The sequence below is a fragment of the Micromonospora sp. A3M-1-15 genome (genome assembly GCF_024213425.1).
Classification (GTDB): Bacteria; Actinomycetota; Actinomycetes; order Mycobacteriales; family Micromonosporaceae; genus Micromonospora; species Micromonospora chersina.
The window spans coordinates 111,741-127,039 of sequence record NZ_JANAVK010000007.1 but is presented as its reverse complement, the minus strand read 5'-3'; the positions used below and the strand labels follow the sequence as shown (position 1 = coordinate 127,039).

The window sequence follows — 15,299 nt, the reverse complement described above, 5'->3', positions numbered from 1 at the left end:
GACCCGGGCGGGCGTCGGCGTCAGCGCTCCAGGATCGCCGTCACGCCCTGCCCGCCGGCCGCACAGATCGAGATCAGGCCACGCCCGCTCCCCTTCTGGTCGAGGAGCTTGGCGAGGGTCGCCACGATCCGGCCGCCGGTGGCCGCGAACGGGTGCCCGGCGGCCAGCGAGGAGCCGTTGACGTTGCACTTGTCCCGGTCGATCGACCCGAGCGGCGCGTCCAGGCCGAGCCGCTCCTTGCAGAACGCCGGCGACTCCCAGGCGGCCAGGGTGGCCAGCACCTGCGAGGCGAACGCCTCGTGGATCTCGTAGTAGTCGAAGTCCTGGAGGGTCAGCCCGGCCCGGGCCAGCATCCGGGGCACCGCGTAGGCGGGGGCCATGAGCAGCCCCTCGTCGCCGTGCACGAAGTCGACCGCCGCGGTCTCGGACCAGGAGAACCAGGCGAGCACCGGCAGGTGGTGCTCGCGCGCCCACTCCTCGGACGCCAGCAGCACGGTCGACGCGCCGTCGGTGAGCGGGGAGGAGTTGCCGGCCGTCATGGTGGCCCGCTCGGCGTCCGGCCCCTTGGCGCCGAAGACCGGCTTGAGCGAGCCGAGCTTCTCCAGGCTGGTGTCCGGGCGGAGGTTCTGGTCGCGGGTCAGCCCCAGGTAGGGGGTCATCAGGTCGTCGAAGAACCCCTTCTCGTACGCGGCGGCGAGCCGCTGGTGCGAGCGGAGCGCCAACTCGTCCTGGGCCTGCCGGTCGACGTTCCAGAGCAGCGCGGTCTTCGCGGCGTGGTCGCCCATCGACAGCCCGGTCCGCGGTTCGGCGTTGCGCGGGATCTCCGGCTTGAACGGCTGGAGCGGGCGGAGCTTCGCGGCGATCTTCAGCCGCTCGCCGAGGGTCCGGGCGGAGTTGAGCTGGATCAGGGTGCGGCGCAGGTCCTCGTTGACCGCGAGGGGCGCGTCGGAGGTGGTGTCCACGCCGCCGGCGATGCCGACCTCGATCTGCCCGAGCGCGATCTTGTTGGCGACCAGGATGGCGGCCTCCAGCCCGGTGCCGCAGGCCTGCTGGATGTCGTAGGCCGGGGTGTGCGGGTCGAGGCGGGAGCCGAGCACCACCTCGCGGGTGAGGTTGAAGTCCCGGGAGTGCTTCAGCACGGCGCCGGCCACCACCTCGCCGACCCGCTGCCCGGCCAGCCCGAACCGGGCGACGAGCCCGTCCAGCGCCGCGCCGAGCATGTCCGCGTTGGACGCGTGCGCGTAGCGCGAGTTGGACCGGGCGAAGGGGATGCGGTTGCCGCCGATCACCGCGACCCGCCGGACACTCTGCACGATCGGCCTCCTCGAAGCTGTTGCCCGAACCCTACTCGCCAGTAGGCTACGCCTATGACCGACAGGTACGCGAGCTTCGTCCAATCGGGGGCCGGCCGCGCGCTGGTCAAGCGCCTCGGGCTGCCCGACCCGCCTCGCCTGCGCCGGCACACGCCGGGCGACCCGCTGGTTCCCGGGCCGGTCCTGCTCGGATCGTCGACCGGCGGCCGGCTCGCCGAGCCGGTGGGCAAGGTGCTGACCGCCGCCGGGGTCGAGCTGGTCGACCCGGCCGCCGCCACCGACGCCACCGCCCGCGTCGCGGCTCTGGTGTACGACGCCAGCGGCATCACCGACTCCACCGGGCTGCGCCAGCTCTACGACTTCTTCCACCCGCAGGCCCGGGCGCTGCTGCCCAGCGGCCGGGTGATCGTGCTGGGCACCCCGCCGGCCGAATGCGGCTCGCCCCGGGAGGCGACCGCCCAGCGGGCGCTGGAGGGGCTGACCCGCAGCATCGGCAAGGAGTTCGGTCGGGGCGTGACCGCCCAGCTCGTGTACGTCACGAAGGACGGCGACGCCGGCACCCCGGTCAGCCTGGAGTCCACCCTGCGCTTCCTGCTCAGCGGCCGGTCCGCGTACGTCTCGGGCCAGGTGATCCGGGTCGGCGCGGGGACCGCTGCCGCTCCGGCCGACTGGGACCGGCCGCTGGACGGTCAGGTCGTCCTGGTCACCGGGGCCGCCCGGGGCATCGGCGCGGCGCTGGCCCGGGTGCTCGCCCGGGACGGCGCCACGGTCGTCGCGCTGGACATCCCGGCCGCCGGCGACGAGCTGGCCGCGGTCGCCAACGAGGTCGGCGGCAGCGCGGTGCAGCTCGACCTGACCGCGCCGGACGCCCCGACCCGGCTGGCCGAGCACCTGGCGAGCCGGCACGGCCGGGTCGACGTGGTGGTGCACAACGCCGGCATCACCCGGGACAAGACGCTGGGCCGGATGGACGCCGACCGCTGGGACTCGGTGATCGACGTGAACCTCTCCAGCCAGGAGCGGATCAACGACGTACTGCTGGAGCGTGACCTGATCCCGGCCGGTGGCCGGATCGTCTCGGTCTCCTCGATCGCGGGCATCGCCGGCAACCGGGGCCAGACCAACTACGCGACGAGCAAGGCCGGTGTGATCGGCCTGGTCGACTCCCTCTCCCCGGTGCTGCGCGAGCGGGGCATCAGCCTCAACGCGGTCGCGCCCGGTTTCATCGAGACCCGGCTGACCGCCCGGATCCCGCTGATGATCCGCGAGGCGGGCCGGCGGATGAACAGCATGGCTCAGGGCGGCCTGCCGGTGGACGTGGCCGAGACGATCGGCTGGCTGTCGTGGCCGGCGAGCGGCGCGGTCAGCGGCAACGTGGTCCGCGTCTGCGGCCAGAGCCTGCTGGGGGCGTGATGGCGCGGCGGAAGCAGCGGCCGGAGGAGCCGGCCGAGGAGCTGTCGGTGCACGAGCTGATCGAGGGCCCGACCCAGGACCTCACCTCGGCCCGGGCGGCGCTCGCGGCGCGCGGCGTCCCGGAGCCGCCCGTCGAGGCGACCCAGGACCTGTCCGCGCTGGCCGACGACCGCACGCGGGACCTGTCCGCGCCGGCCGACGACCGCACCCGGGACCTGTCCGGCGCCGCCGCGGCGGTCACGGCGGGCGGGGCGGCCACGCTGACCGCGCCGGACCGCACCGGGCCGGAGGGGCGCCTGCGCATCGACCTGCCCCGGCTGCCCGCGCCGGGTGCGCTCTACCGGCGGGCCCTGCTGGGCGCACTGCCCGGCACGGGCGGCCGGCGGCGGCCGGACGTGCCGGCCGTGGAGCTGGGCGTCACCGGGGTGCCTGTCGACCCGGCACACCTGGCCGACTACGACCGGGTGTGCGGGTTCCGGCTGGCCGACCGGCTGCCGGCGACGTACCTGCACGTGCTGGGCTTTCCGCTGTCGCTGCGGCTGATGACCGCACCGGATTTCCCCATCCCGCTGACCGGCGTGGTGCACGTGGCGAACCGGATCACCGTGCACCGGCCGGTCGAGGTGGGCGAGACGGTGGACTTCCGCACGTACGCGGAGAACCTGCGCCCGCACGAGCGGGGCCGGCAGCTCGACGTGGTTCTTGTCGGCTCGGTCGGCGGCGAGGAGGTCTGGCGGGGCGTCTCGACGTACCTCGGGAAGGAGCGCACGGCGGGCGGCGGCCCGCGGCCCGACCGGGGTGACCGCCCGACCCCGCCGGCGGCCTCGGCGCACTGGCGGGTGACCCCGCGGGTGGGGACCGACTACGCCCGGGTCTCCGGCGACCACAACCCGATCCACACCTCCAGGCTGGGCGCGCGACTGTTCGGCTTCCCGCGCCCGATCGCCCACGGCATGTGGAGCAAGGCGCGCTGTGTGGCGGCGCTGGAGAGCCGGCTGCCGGAGGCCTACACGGTGGAGGTGGCGTTCAAGCTGCCCGTGCCGCTGCCGTCCACGGTGGCCTTCAGCGCCTCCGGCACCGGCGGGAGCTGGGACTTCGCGCTGCACGACGCGCGGCAGGGGCGGCCGCACCTGGTGGGCACCGTCCGCTGAGGAAAGAGGGGGCTTGGCGTTCCCTTTTTCGTGCGCTAAGTTGTTCTCAGGTTGAGTTGTTCTCAAGATGAGAGAGACGAGACGACGTGAACGAGCAGGACTTCCTCGCCGCGTACGACCCCCGGGACTACCCGGCGGTCGCGGTCACCGTCGACGTGGTCGCGCTGACCATCCGCGACGGCGCGCTGCACCTCCTGCTGATCCGCCGGGCGGCCCCGCCCTACGCGGGGCACTGGGCGCTGCCCGGCGGGTTCGTCCGCCCGAACGAGGACCTGGCCGCCGGCGCCCGGCGGGAGCTGGCCGAGGAGACCGGCCTCGGCGGCGAGCGGCTGCGCCGGGTCCACCTGGAGCAGCTCGCCACCTACGGCGGGCCCGACCGCGATCCCCGGATGCGCGTCGTCTCGGTCGCCCACCTGGCCTTCGCCCCCGACCTTCCCGACCCGGTGGCCGACACCGACGCCGACGACGCGATCTGGCTGCCGGTCACCGCCCTGACCAGCCGGCAGCTCGCCTTCGACCACGGCCGGATCATCGACGACGGGCTGGAGCGGGCCCGGTCCAAGCTGGAGTACACCCCGCTGGCCACCCGCTTCCTGGAACCCGAGTTCACCATCACCGAGCTGCGGGCCGTCTACGAGACGGTGTGGGGCCACCCGCTGCACGCCGGCAACTTCCACCGCAAGGTGCTCTCGGTGCCCGGCTTCGTGGAGAGCACCGGCGCCAGCACCGAGCGGGGCGGCGCGCGCGGTGGCCCCCGGGCCAAGCTCTACCGGGCCGGCGACGCCCGGCTGCTCCACCCGGCGCTGCTGCGCCCCGCCCGGGAGGAGACCGTGCGGTGAGGACCGAGGACGCCATCCGGCTGGTCGCCACGGCGCACGGCGACGCCGACCTGTTCGGCACCGAGGCGCCGGCCCGCCGCTACCGCGAGCTGGTCACGGCACTGCACCCCGACCGGCTCGGCGCGGTCGACCCGGGGGTACGCGCCGCCGCCACCGACGCGCTCATGGCGGTGACCGCCCGCTGGCGGGGCGGCCGCGGTGCCGAACTCGGCGACTACGCGTTACGCCGGATCGCGTACGCCGGGGACCTGGCCGACCTCTACGACGTCGGGCGGGACCGGCTGCTCAAGCTGCCCCGGAATCCGGCCGACAACGACCTGATGGCCCGCGAGGCGCGCGCCCTGCGGCGGATCGCCGAGCGGGGCGACCCGCGCCACCTGCCCTACGTACCCCGGCTCGTCGACCACCTGCCCGCCCGCGACCCGGCGACCGGCGCGGAACGGCTGGTCAACGTGGTGGCCGCGGCACCCGGGCTGCACAGCCTCGACGAGGTGCGCCGGGCGTACCCGGACGGGCTGGACCCGCGCGACGCGGCCTGGATGTGGCGGCGGCTGCTGGTCGCCCTCGGCCTGGCCCACCGGGCCGGGGTGGTGCACGGCGCGGTGCTCCCCCGGCACGTGCTCATCGAGCCGGACGCGCACGGCGTGGTCCTGGTCGACTGGTGCTTCGCGGTGGTGGGCGAGGGCGCCGTCCCGGCGCTGGTCCCCGGCCATGAGGAGTGGTACCCGGCCGAGGTGACCGCGCGGCGGCCCGCCGGCCCGGGCACCGATCTGGCCATGGCCGCGCGCTGCATGACCTGGCTCATGGCCGGCCGGGCGCCGCGCGAGCTGCGCGCCTTCGCGGCCGGCTGCACGCGCCCGAAGCTGGCCGCCCGCCCCGACGACGCCTGGCGGCTGCTCGGCGAACTCGACGAGGTGCTGGACCGCCTCTTCGGCCCCCGCACCTTCCGCCCCTTCACCCTCAATCCCTAGGGAGGCTGCCATGGGCAGCGGAATCTGGTCCACCGACGTGTACGACGCCGCCGACCGCTACCGGCGGGCCACCGGCGCGAGCGCGTTCTCGTACAGCGACAGCGGGGCGCGGACCGTGCACCCCGCGCTCGACCCTCGTGGCGCCGTCCGGGAGAGCCGCGACTCGGCCGAGCACCCGCGGTCGACGCCCATCGCGGTGCTCTTCGACGTGACCGGCTCGATGGGCCACGTGCCCCGGGTGCTCCAGAGCAAGCTGCCGCAGCTGCTCGGCCTGCTGCTCCGCCAGGGGTACGCCCCCGACCCGCAGATCCTGTTCGGCGCGATCGGCGACGCCACCTGTGACCGGGTGCCGTTGCAGGTCGGCCAGTTCGAGTCCGACAACCGGATGGACGACGACCTCGGCCGGATCGTGCTGGAGGGCGGCGGTGGCGGCCAGATGACCGAGTCGTACGAGCTGGCGCTCTACTTCATGGCCCGGCACACGGTCACCGACAGCTGGGCGAAGCGGGGGCGGCGCGGCTACCTGTTCATCATCGGCGACGAGCTGGCGTACCCCCGGGTGGACCGGCGGCAGGTCGCCCGGCTCATCGGCGACAACCTGAGCGAGGACGTGCCGCTGCGGCAGATCGTCGACGAGGTGACCCGGCGCTGGGACACCTACTACCTGCTCCCGGCCGGCAGCGCGTACGCGGGCAGCCGCAAGGTGCTCGACTTCTGGCGCGACCTGCTCGGTCAGCACGCCGTCGAGCTGGACGACCTGGACGCGGTCTGCGAGACCATCGCGCTCACCGTCGGCCTCGGCGAGCAGGCCATCGACCTGGACGCCGGGCTGCGCGACCTGGACCGGGCCGGGTCGACGGCCGGCCGGACCGTCTCCCGGGCGCTCGCCCGGCTCGGCGGCGGCCGGCGCGCGGTGGCCACGCTGCCGTTCGCCCCGACCGACGGAAGCGGGGTCACCCGGCTGTGAACCACGTGATGGTGGTCGACCTCGGCTACGGCGACGCCGGCAAGGGCACCGTCGTCGACTGGCTCTGCGCGAGCCGGCCGGTGCACACGGTCGTCCGGTTCAACGGGGGCGCGCAGGCGGCGCACAACGTCGTGCTGCGCGCCGGGCGCCACCACACGTTCGCGCAGTTCGGGGCCGGGACGTTCCGTCCCGGGGTCCGCACGCACCTGTCGCGGCACGTGGTGGTGGACCCGCTGGCGCTGGCCGCCGAGGCCGACCACCTCACGGCGGTCGGGGTGCCCGACGCGCTCGACCGGCTGACCGTGGACGGGGAGGCGCTGCTGGCCACCCCGTACCACCGGGCAGCCAACCGGGCGCGGGAGATCGCCCGGGGAGCCGACCGGCACGGCTCCTGCGGGCTGGGGGTGGGCGAGGCGGTCGCGTACGGCCTCGCCCACCCCGACGAGGCGCCCCGGGTGGCGGACTGCGCCCACCCGGCGGTGCTGCGCCGCCGGCTCACCGCGCTGCGGGACCGGCTCACCGCCGAACTCGGCCCGCTGGACGCCCCGCCGGTCGAGGACTGCCTGCCCGCGTACGCGGCCTTCGCCGACCGGGTGGCGATCGTCGGCCGGGCGCACCTGGCGGGTGTGCTGCGGGCGGGGACCTGCGTGTTCGAGGGGGCGCAGGGGGTGCTGCTGGACGAGTGGCACGGCTTCCACCCGTACACCACGTGGAGCACCACCACCTTCGCCAACGCCGAGGCGCTGCTGGCCGAGGCCGGGCTGGCCGGCACCGCGCAGCGGCTCGGCGTGCTGCGGGTGACCACCACCCGGCACGGTCCCGGGCCGCTGGTCACCGAGGACCCGGCGCTGCCCTTCGCCGACCCGCGCAACCCGACCAACCCCTGGCAGGGCCGGTTCCGGTTCGGTCACTTCGACGCGGTCGCCCACCGCTACGCCCTGGCCGCCGCGGGCGGGGTGGACGGTCTGGCCCTGACCCACCTCGACCTGGCCGGCCCGGCCCTGCGCCTCTGCCGCCGCTACGACACGGTGGACGGGCTCAACCCCGGCCCGGCCGGCGACCTGGACCGTCAGGCCGCGCTCACCGCCCGGCTGCTCCGGGCCCGCCCGGTCCTCGACGAGGCGCCCACCGACTGGCCGGCGGCGGTGGCGGCCGAGCTGGGCGCGCCCGTGCTGCTCACCTCGCACGGCCCGACCGCCGAGGACAAGGTCCCGGCCCTCGCTGGAGCCGTTTCCACTCCCCGCTGACATCCCACCACCGAGCATGGGGGCATGGGGGACATCGTCGACCTGCTGCACCAGACGGTGACCTCGCCGTGGGTGTACCTGGTGATCATCGTGGTCACCGCGGTCGACGCGTTCTTCCCCGCGGTGCCGGGCGAGACCGTGGCGATCACCGCCGGGGTCTTCGCGGCCGGCGGGGAGCCGAACGTGGTCGGGGTGATCGTGGCCGCCGCGTTCGGCGCGCTCGTCGGCGACCACGTCTCGTACGCCATCGGGCGCGGCGGCGGCGCGCACCGGCTGGCACGGCTGCCCGCCGACAGCCGGCGCCGGACGGGTTCCGAGTGGGCCCGCCGGGCGGTCGACCGGCGCGGCGGCATCATCCTGACCACCGCCCGGTACGTGCCCGGCGGGCGGACCGCCGTCACCCTGACCATGGGCGCGGTCCGCTACCCGGTCCGCTCCTTCCTCATGTACGACGCGCTGGCCTGCGCCACCTGGGGGATCTACTGCGGCCTGCTCGGCTACTTCGGCGGGCTGGCCTTCGAGCACAACCCGATCCAGGGCCTGCTCGCCGGCGTCGGCATCTCGGTGGCGGTCACGGGCCTGTTCGAGGCCGCCCGCTGGGCCCGCCGCCGCGCCCGCGCCCGCGCCACCGCGCGCCGCTGACCCGGGATCTCAGTCCTCCAGCAGGTCGGCGTCGTGGACCAGGATGGCGAGCTGGACCCGGTTGGCCACGCCGAGCTTGGCCAGCGCGCGGCTGACGTGCGTCTTCACGGTCGCCTCGCTCGCGCCGACCCGGCGGGCCACGTCGGCGTTCGCGTCACCCCGGGCCACCTCCCGGACGATCGCCGCCTCCCGGTCGGTGAGCCGGGCCAGCCGCTGCCGTGCGGCCTCCCGTCGGGCCGGACCGCGTTCGGCGAACGAGCTGATCAACCGCCGGGTCACCGTCGGGGCGAGCATGGCGTTGCCGGCCGCGACGGTCCGCACGGCGGCCGCGAGCTCCCGGGGCGGGGTGTCCTTGAGCAGGAAGCCGACGGCGCCGGCACGCAGTGCGGCGTGCACGTACTCGTCCCGGTCGAAGGTGGTCAGCATGACGACCCTGGGACCCGCGGCGACGACCCTCGGCGCGGCGGCCAGCCCGTCGGTGCCGGGCATGCGGACGTCCAGCAGCACCACGTCGGGCCGCAGCCGGACGGCGGCGGCCAGCGCCTCGTCGCCGTCGGCCGCCTCACCGACCACCGCGATGTCCGGCGCGGCCTCCAGGATCAGCCGCAGGCCGGCGCGGACCAGTTGCTCGTCGTCGGCGATCAGGGTACGGATCACGGCAGCTCCTCGACCGGCACCAGCGCCCGCAGCAGGAATCCCCCGTCGGCGGTCGGACCGGCCGACAACCGGCCGCCGGCCAGTTCGACCCGCTCGCGCAGCCCCACGACGCCGAGCCCCGCGCCGGGCAGGGCGGGGCCGGGCCGAGTGGCCGGGCCGTTGAGGACGGCGACCTCGATCCCGTCGGGCAGGTGCCGCAGGCGCACGGTGACCGCCGCGTCCGGGGCGTGCTTGCGCACGTTCGTCAACCCCTCCTGGACCACCCGGTGCACGGTCCGGGCCACCGCGCCCGGCACCGGCCCGGCCGTCCCCTCGTCCCGCCGGTCCACCCGGAGGCCGGCCGCCCGGGAGTCCGCCACGAGGTCGTCGACCGCGTCCAACCCAGCGACGGGCAGCGGGGTGCCGCCGGCGGCCGGCTGGCGCAGCACGCCGAGCACCTCACGCAGGTCGGTGAGGGCCGCCCGCCCGGTGGAGCGGATCAGGGCGGCCGCCTCGACGGTGGCCGCGTCGGCGGCGGTCACCTCCAGCGCCCCGGCGTGCACCACCATGAGCGAGACGCGGTGCGCCACCACGTCGTGCATCTCCCGGGCGATCCGGGCCCGCTCCTCGGCGCGTACCCGGTCGGCCCGCGTCTCCTGCTCGCGTTCCAGCCGCTCGGCGCGGTCCCGGAGGGCGGCCAGGGTGTCCCGTCGCGCCTGGATCCACAGGCCGGCGAGCAGCGGGAACACCACCAGCCAGGCGAAGAGCGCCGTGGCGTTGGCGCCGGTCGCGGTGGTCAGCCGGCGCTCCCCGCCGACCGCGACGCCGACCACCACCCCGAGCACGGCGACAAGTCCCGCCCCGAGCAGGTGAGCGGCGAGCCGGCGACCGCGCAGCCCCACGCCGGCGCGCCAGGAGGCCAGGAGGGCGGCCGGCCAGGCGGCCAGGACGACCCAGCCGACCACCGCCGCGCCGACCAGCGGCCAGCGGCGGGCCGTGACGGCGGCGGCGCCCGAGGCCAGCGCCACGACCAGCACCAGCAGCCGGGGCAGCGGCGAGCGGACGCCCAGCGCGCCGGTCGCCGACGCCCAGGTGCCGGCCGCCACGAGCCCGGCGAGCAGGAGCGGCGTGTGCCGCTCGGCCCGCCGCAGCAGGGTGGCGCGGGTGGTCACCCGGCGAGCCTAGGCCGGGCGGGCGCGCGACGGGGCGTACCTCGGGGTGGGTTGGGGGCCGACCCCGAGGGCCCGTCGGGGTACGACACGACGAAAGTGACCGCCGCCGGCCGACCGACGGCAGATGGCGGGGACCGGCGGCGCGACAAGCATCGGGGCCATGGATTCCGTGCTCGACCTGCTCCACCAGACCATGTCCTCGCCCTGGGTCTACCTGGCTCTGTTCGCCATCGCGGTGGTCGACGGCTTCTTCCCGGTGGTGCCGAGCGAGACCGCCGTGATCACGGCCGGAGTGTTCGCCGCCACCGGCCAGCCGGACCTGCCGCTGGTGGTCGGCGTGGCGGCGCTCGGCGCGCTCGTCGGCGACCACGTCTCGTACGCGATCGGCCGGCACGGCGGCGGCCGGCTGCTGGCCCGGCTCCCGGCGGTCGATGGCAACGCGGCGGCGGGTCGGGGCAGGCGGCGGCGGGCCGCCGTGGAGTGGGCCCGGCGCGGCATCGCGGCACGCGGCGGGCTGATCCTCACGGTGGCCCGCTACGTCCCGGGTGGACGCACGGCGGTCACCCTGACCATGGGGGCGACCCGGTTTCCCCGGCGGCGGTTCCTCGCCTTCGACGCGCTGGCCGCCGCCTCCTGGGGCGGCTACTCGGCGCTCGTCGGCTACCTGGGCGGGCTCGCGTTCGAGCGGGACCCGGTCCGCGGGCTGCTGCTCGGGCTGGGGCTGGCGCTGACCCTCACGGTGATCGTGGAGGCGGTGCGCTGGGCCCGGGGCCGGCGCCGCCGGGTGGCGTGTGCCCGGGTCAGCCGGCCGGCGGATGCCAGGTGATCCCGCGCAGCAGCTGGTCGGCGCCGAGCCAGGCCACGTTCATCATCCGGGTGGCGGTCTTCTCCGGGTCCGCCTCCGGGTGGTCGGCAAGCCAGTCGGCCAGCGACTCAGTGGCGCCGACCAGGGCGTACGCGACGACCTCCAGATCGGTGGCGCGGACCTCGCGCCCCTTGGCGCGCAGCGCGTGGTCGAGCATCCCGGCGACCACCTCGACCAGCCGCCCGCGCATGGTGGCCAGTTCGGCGGCGAACGGCTGCTCGCCGCGGGCCTGCCGGTAGAGCACGGCCCAGCCGTCCCGGTGCGCGCCCACGAAGCCGAAGAAGGCGCGCAGCCCGCGCCAGAGCCGCTCGTCGGCGGGCAGGTCGGAGGCGGCCGCCCCGGCGATGGCCTCCATCATCCGGGTGCCCTCGCGGTGCAGGCAGGCGACGAAGAGCTCCTCCTTGGTGCCGAGGTACGCGTAGACCATCGGCTTGGAGATGCCGGCGTCGTCGGCGATCTCGTCCATGCTGGCCGCGTGGAAGCCCCGGCGGGAGAAGACCTTTACCGCCGCGTCGAGCATCTGCTGCTCGCGCACGGCGCGGGGGAGGCGCTTGAAGGTCGGTGTGCTGGACACCCTTGCGAGCATACCTACTCGTGCGTAAGGTTACGCCAGAGTAACCAAAGTCGGCTCGCCCGAGAGGTGCATCCCCCATGAGTGACTTCGACCCGGCCAACTTCGCGAACGTCGGCCCGAAGGAGTTCGCGCAGCTGGTCAAGTCCACCCCCGACGACAAGCTCGCCGAGGTCATGTCCGGCGACCTGCGCGGCAAGATCCTGAGCGAGGTCTTCAACCGGATGCCGAGCCTGTTCCGGGCCGACCGGGCGGGTTCCACCAACGCGGTCATCCACTGGAACATCACCGGCCGTCCCGACGGTGGCACCGACACCTACGAGATCGTCATCGAGAACGGCACCTGCACCGTCTCGGAGACCCCCACCCGGGACCCGAAGCTCAGCCTCACCATGGGCCCGGTCGAGTTCCTGAAGATCGTCTCCGGTGGTGGCAACCCCGTCATGATGTTCATGACCGGCAAGCTGAAGGCCAAGGGCGACCTGGGCCTCGCCGCCAACATCGCCAACCTGTTCGACATCCCCAAGGCCTGAGATGGCCGAGTTCTCGCTCGACCTGAACGAGGAACAGCGGGACCTTCGCGACTGGGTGCACGGCTTCGCCGCCGAGGTCGTGCGCCCGGCCGCGGCCGAGTGGGACGCCCGCGAGGAGACGCCCTGGCCGATCATCCAGGAGGCGGCGAAGGTCGGCCTGTACGGCTTCGAGTTCCTCGCCACCTGCTGGGCCGACCCCACCGGACTCTCCCTGCCGATCGCCAGCGAGGAGCTGTTCTGGGGTGACGCCGGCATCGGCCTGAGCATCTTTGGCACCTCGCTGGCCGTCGCCGCCATCTACGGCGCCGGCACCCCCGACCAGATGGTCGAGTGGGTGCCCCAGTGCTTCGGCGACGTCGACCAGCCCGCCGTCGCGGCGTTCTGCACCACCGAGCCGGAGGCCGGCTCCGACGTCGGGTCGATGCGGACCCGGGCGGTCTACGACGAGGCCACCGACGAGTGGGTGCTCAACGGGCAGAAGGCGTACGCCACCAACGGCGGCATCGCCGGCGTGCACGTGGTCACCGCCTCGATCGAACCCGAACTGGGCTCGCGGGGACAGGCCGCGTTCGTCGTGCCGCCGGGTACGCCGGGGCTCACCGCCACCCGCAAGCTGCGCAAGCTCGGACTGCGCGCCTCTCACACCGCCGACGTCTTCCTCGACGACGTACGGGTGCCCGGGCGCTGCCTGCTCGGCGGCAGGGAGGCGCTCGACGAGCGGCTGGCCCGCGCCCGCACCGGCCAACGCGCCTCCGGCCAGGCCGCGATGCGCACGTTCGAACTGTCCCGGCCGACCGTCGGCGCGCAGGCGCTCGGCGTGGCCCGCGCCGCGTACGAGTACGCCCTCGACTACGCCAAGGAACGGGTCCAGTTCGGCCGGCCCATCATCGAGAACCAGGCGGTCGCGTTCGCGCTCGCCGACATGAAGATGGAGATCGACGCGGCCCGGCTGCTGGTGTGGCGGGCCTCCTGGATGGGTCGCAACAACCGGCCGTTCAGCGCGGGCGAGGGCTCGATGTCCAAGCTCAAGGCCGGCGAGGTGGCCGTCTCGGTCACCGACCGGGCCGTCCAGCTCCTCGGCGGCGCGGGCTTCCTGCGCGACCACCCGGTCGAGCGGTGGTACCGGGACGCCAAGATCTACACCATCTTCGAGGGCACTTCCGAGATCCAGCGGCTGGTCATCTCCCGGGCCATCTCCGGTATGCAGATCCGCTGATCGCCGGCGGACCCCGACCCGACCCGCGGTGGCACCACGTGCCGCGGGTCGGGCCGCCGGTCCACCCGCCACGTTCAGGGTGTCCGCAGGTTGGGCACCTGATCACGTGGGCTGGGCGGCGCGCCGACCCCGGTGCATGATCGGGAGAACACGAACGCGAAGGAGGGTCGCGACTTGGACCTGCCGTTCATCGTCGCCACGCTGACCCGACGCGGACTGCTCAACCCGGGCCGCCCCATCCGGGTGGCCTCCCAACTCAACGCGCTGCGCCGGTGGGGCTGGAGCCTCGCCGGCGAGCTGCGCCAGGCCGCCGCCCGCGACCCGGGGCGGACCGCCGTCGTCGACGAGCACGGCGCCGCGCTGACGTACCAGGAACTGCTGGACCGGTCGGAACGGCTGGCCCGGTCCCTGCGGGCCGGGCTCGGCGTACAGGCCGGCGACCGGGTGGGCGTGCTCTGCCGCAACCACCACGGCCTCATCGAGGCCATCGTCGCCGCCATGCTGCTCGGCGCGGACGCCGTCCTCGTCAACACCGGCCTCTCCGCGGCCCAGCTGGCCACCGTGGCCGAGGAGCAGGGCCTGCGCGTGCTCGTGCACGACGCCGAGTTCGCCGAGCGGGTCCTCGGCCTCCCCGCCGAACTGCACCGCGTCGACGAGCGCCGCCAGGAGGAGCTGATCGCCGGCGCGCTGCCCGGTGACCAGCTCCAGCCACCCGAGCGGGACGGCCGGACCATCGTGCTCACCTCCGGCACCACCGGCGCGCCCAAGGGCGCCCGCCGGCCCACGCCGCACGGCTTCGGCCCGCTGGTGTCCATCATCGACCGCATCCCGCTGCACGTCCACGACACCGTGCTGATCGCCGCGCCCATCTTCCACACCTGGGGGTACGCCGCCCTCCAGGTGTCGTTCGCGCTACGCGCCACGATCGTGCTGCACCGCCGGTTCGACCCGACCGCCACGCTGGCCGCCCTGGCCGCGCATCCCTGCGACGCGCTCTTCGCCGTACCCGTGATGCTGCAACGGCTCATGGAGGTGCCACCGCCCGCTGCCCGGCCGCCGCTCAAGGTGGTCGCGGTCAGCGGCTCGGCGCTCCCCGGCGGCCTGGCCACCGCCTTCATGGACCGCTACGGCGACGTCCTCTACAACCTCTACGGCTCGACCGAGGTCTCCTGGGCCTCCATCGCCGGCCCGGCCGAGCTGCGCACGGCCCCCACCACGGCGGGCCGCCCGCCGCACGGCACCCGGCTGGAGATCGTGGACGACGCCGGCGAACCGGTCCGGGACGGCCGGGTCGGCCGCATCTTCGTGGGCAACGAGATGCTCTTCGAGGGCTACACCTCGGGTGCCGGCCGGGAGAGCCGCGACGGCCTGCTGGACACCGGCGACCTGGGCCGGATGAACCCCGAGGGCCTGCTCTTCGTCGACGGGCGCGCCGACGACATGATCGTCTCCGGTGGCGAGAACGTCTTCCCCTCCGAGGTGGAAGACCTCATCGCCCGCCTGCCGCAGGTCCGCGAGGTCGCGGTGATCGGCGTGCCGGACACCGAGTACGGCCAGCGGCTGGCCGCCTTCCTCGCCCTGCACCCCGGCGAGACGCTCGACCCGGAGGCGGTCCGCGAGTACGTCCGGCACTACCTGGCCCGCTTCTCCGTACCCCGGGACGTGGTGTTCGTGAAGTACCTGCCGCGCAACGCCACCGGCAAGGTGCTCAGCCGGGAGCTCCGCCGCTACTACGGCTGAGCCACAGGGGACGGACGGGCGGC

At 74.9% G+C, this 15,299-nt stretch carries 15 protein-coding genes; 11 read left to right on the top strand and 4 right to left on the bottom strand.

All coding sequences use genetic code 11. The annotated features are described in order from the left end of the window. Positions 1-20: 20 nt before the first annotated feature. Entirely contained in the window at positions 21-1,313 is a 1,293-nt protein-coding gene (locus NLX85_RS29180) for an acetyl-CoA C-acetyltransferase (RefSeq protein ID WP_254340546.1), read from the bottom strand. Between the two features lie 54 nt (positions 1,314-1,367). Between NLX85_RS29180 and NLX85_RS29175 the strand changes: the two genes are divergently transcribed. The 7 genes from NLX85_RS29175 (at position 1,368) to NLX85_RS29145 (ending at position 8,543) form a co-directional block, all read left to right on the top strand. After that, positions 1,368-2,726: a 3-oxoacyl-ACP reductase gene (locus tag NLX85_RS29175; RefSeq protein ID WP_254340544.1), complete on the top strand. Its 1,359-nt coding sequence runs from the start codon at positions 1,368-1,370 to the stop codon at positions 2,724-2,726. 260 nt (positions 2,727-2,986) lie between these two features. Beyond that, a complete protein-coding gene (locus NLX85_RS29170) occupies positions 2,987-3,877 on the top strand; it encodes a MaoC/PaaZ C-terminal domain-containing protein (protein ID WP_374628636.1) in 891 nt (296 codons plus the stop codon). A gap of 86 nt (positions 3,878-3,963) precedes the next feature. After that, positions 3,964-4,716: an NUDIX domain-containing protein gene (locus NLX85_RS29165; protein WP_254340540.1), complete on the top strand. Its 753-nt coding sequence runs from the start codon at positions 3,964-3,966 to the stop codon at positions 4,714-4,716. After that, positions 4,713-5,687, top strand: a complete 975-nt coding sequence (locus tag NLX85_RS29160; RefSeq protein WP_254340538.1) for a serine/threonine protein kinase — start codon at positions 4,713-4,715, stop codon at positions 5,685-5,687. The genes NLX85_RS29165 and NLX85_RS29160 overlap by 4 nt, the downstream gene beginning before the upstream one ends. Positions 5,688-5,697: 10 nt before the next feature. Beyond that, a complete protein-coding gene (locus tag NLX85_RS29155; protein WP_254340536.1) occupies positions 5,698-6,654 on the top strand; it encodes a hypothetical protein in 957 nt (318 codons plus the stop codon). Further along, positions 6,651-7,901: an adenylosuccinate synthetase gene (locus NLX85_RS29150; protein WP_254340534.1), complete on the top strand. Its 1,251-nt coding sequence runs from the start codon at positions 6,651-6,653 to the stop codon at positions 7,899-7,901. Before NLX85_RS29155 ends, NLX85_RS29150 begins: the two co-directional genes overlap by 4 nt. Positions 7,902-7,925: 24 nt before the next feature. After that, positions 7,926-8,543, top strand: coding sequence for a DedA family protein (locus NLX85_RS29145; RefSeq protein WP_254340532.1), 618 nt, complete (start codon positions 7,926-7,928; stop codon positions 8,541-8,543). A 9-nt stretch (positions 8,544-8,552) separates the two neighbouring features. On the opposite strand, the gene NLX85_RS29140 is transcribed toward NLX85_RS29145, so the two are convergent. Next, positions 8,553-9,200, bottom strand: coding sequence for a response regulator transcription factor (locus NLX85_RS29140; RefSeq protein WP_254340530.1), 648 nt, complete (start codon positions 9,198-9,200; stop codon positions 8,553-8,555). Next, positions 9,197-10,351 carry a sensor histidine kinase gene (locus NLX85_RS33575; protein WP_254340526.1) on the bottom strand — a complete coding sequence of 385 codons (1,155 nt, stop codon included), beginning with the start codon at positions 10,349-10,351 and terminating at the stop codon, positions 9,197-9,199. Before NLX85_RS33575 ends, NLX85_RS29140 begins: the two co-directional genes overlap by 4 nt. A 160-nt stretch (positions 10,352-10,511) precedes the next feature. Here NLX85_RS33575 and NLX85_RS29130 point away from each other — a divergent pair, with 160 nt between their 5' ends. Beyond that, positions 10,512-11,177 carry a DedA family protein gene (locus NLX85_RS29130; protein WP_254340525.1) on the top strand — a complete coding sequence of 222 codons (666 nt, stop codon included), beginning with the start codon at positions 10,512-10,514 and terminating at the stop codon, positions 11,175-11,177. Here NLX85_RS29130 and NLX85_RS29125 read toward each other — a convergent pair. Beyond that, on the bottom strand, positions 11,152-11,790 hold the full coding sequence (locus NLX85_RS29125; protein WP_189193466.1) for a TetR/AcrR family transcriptional regulator: 639 nt from the start codon (positions 11,788-11,790) through the stop codon (positions 11,152-11,154). The genes NLX85_RS29130 and NLX85_RS29125 overlap by 26 nt on opposite strands. Positions 11,791-11,867: 77 nt before the next feature. On the opposite strand from NLX85_RS29125, the gene NLX85_RS29120 reads away from it, so the two are divergent. The 3 genes from NLX85_RS29120 to NLX85_RS29110 all read left to right on the top strand — a co-directional run bounded on the left by NLX85_RS29120 (position 11,868) and on the right by NLX85_RS29110 (position 15,276). Further along, positions 11,868-12,320 (top strand): SCP2 sterol-binding domain-containing protein, encoded by a 453-nt coding sequence (locus NLX85_RS29120; protein WP_254340524.1) that lies wholly within the window; start codon positions 11,868-11,870, stop codon positions 12,318-12,320. Position 12,321: 1 nt separating this feature from the next. Beyond that, on the top strand, positions 12,322-13,536 hold the full coding sequence (locus tag NLX85_RS29115; protein ID WP_254340523.1) for an acyl-CoA dehydrogenase family protein: 1,215 nt from the start codon (positions 12,322-12,324) through the stop codon (positions 13,534-13,536). 174 nt (positions 13,537-13,710) lie between these two features. Further along, the gene (locus tag NLX85_RS29110) at positions 13,711-15,276 is read left to right on the top strand and encodes an AMP-binding protein (protein WP_254340521.1); all 1,566 of its coding nucleotides are present in this window, start codon (positions 13,711-13,713) and stop codon (positions 15,274-15,276) included. The last annotated feature ends 23 nt before the right edge of the window (positions 15,277-15,299 follow it).

What these genes read in the sequence shown, in the direction of transcription:
- NLX85_RS29175 (WP_254340544.1), top strand. Translation starts at nt 1,368, where the DNA reads ATGACCGACAGGTACGCGAGCTTCGTCCAATCGGGGGCCGGCCGCGCG.
- NLX85_RS29155 (WP_254340536.1), top strand. Translation starts at nt 5,698, where the DNA reads ATGGGCAGCGGAATCTGGTCCACCGACGTGTACGACGCCGCCGACCGC.
- NLX85_RS29145 (WP_254340532.1), top strand. Translation starts at nt 7,926, where the DNA reads ATGGGGGACATCGTCGACCTGCTGCACCAGACGGTGACCTCGCCGTGG.
- NLX85_RS29130 (WP_254340525.1), top strand. Translation starts at nt 10,512, where the DNA reads ATGGATTCCGTGCTCGACCTGCTCCACCAGACCATGTCCTCGCCCTGG.
- NLX85_RS29120 (WP_254340524.1), top strand. Translation starts at nt 11,868, where the DNA reads ATGAGTGACTTCGACCCGGCCAACTTCGCGAACGTCGGCCCGAAGGAG.
- NLX85_RS29115 (WP_254340523.1), top strand. Translation starts at nt 12,322, where the DNA reads ATGGCCGAGTTCTCGCTCGACCTGAACGAGGAACAGCGGGACCTTCGC.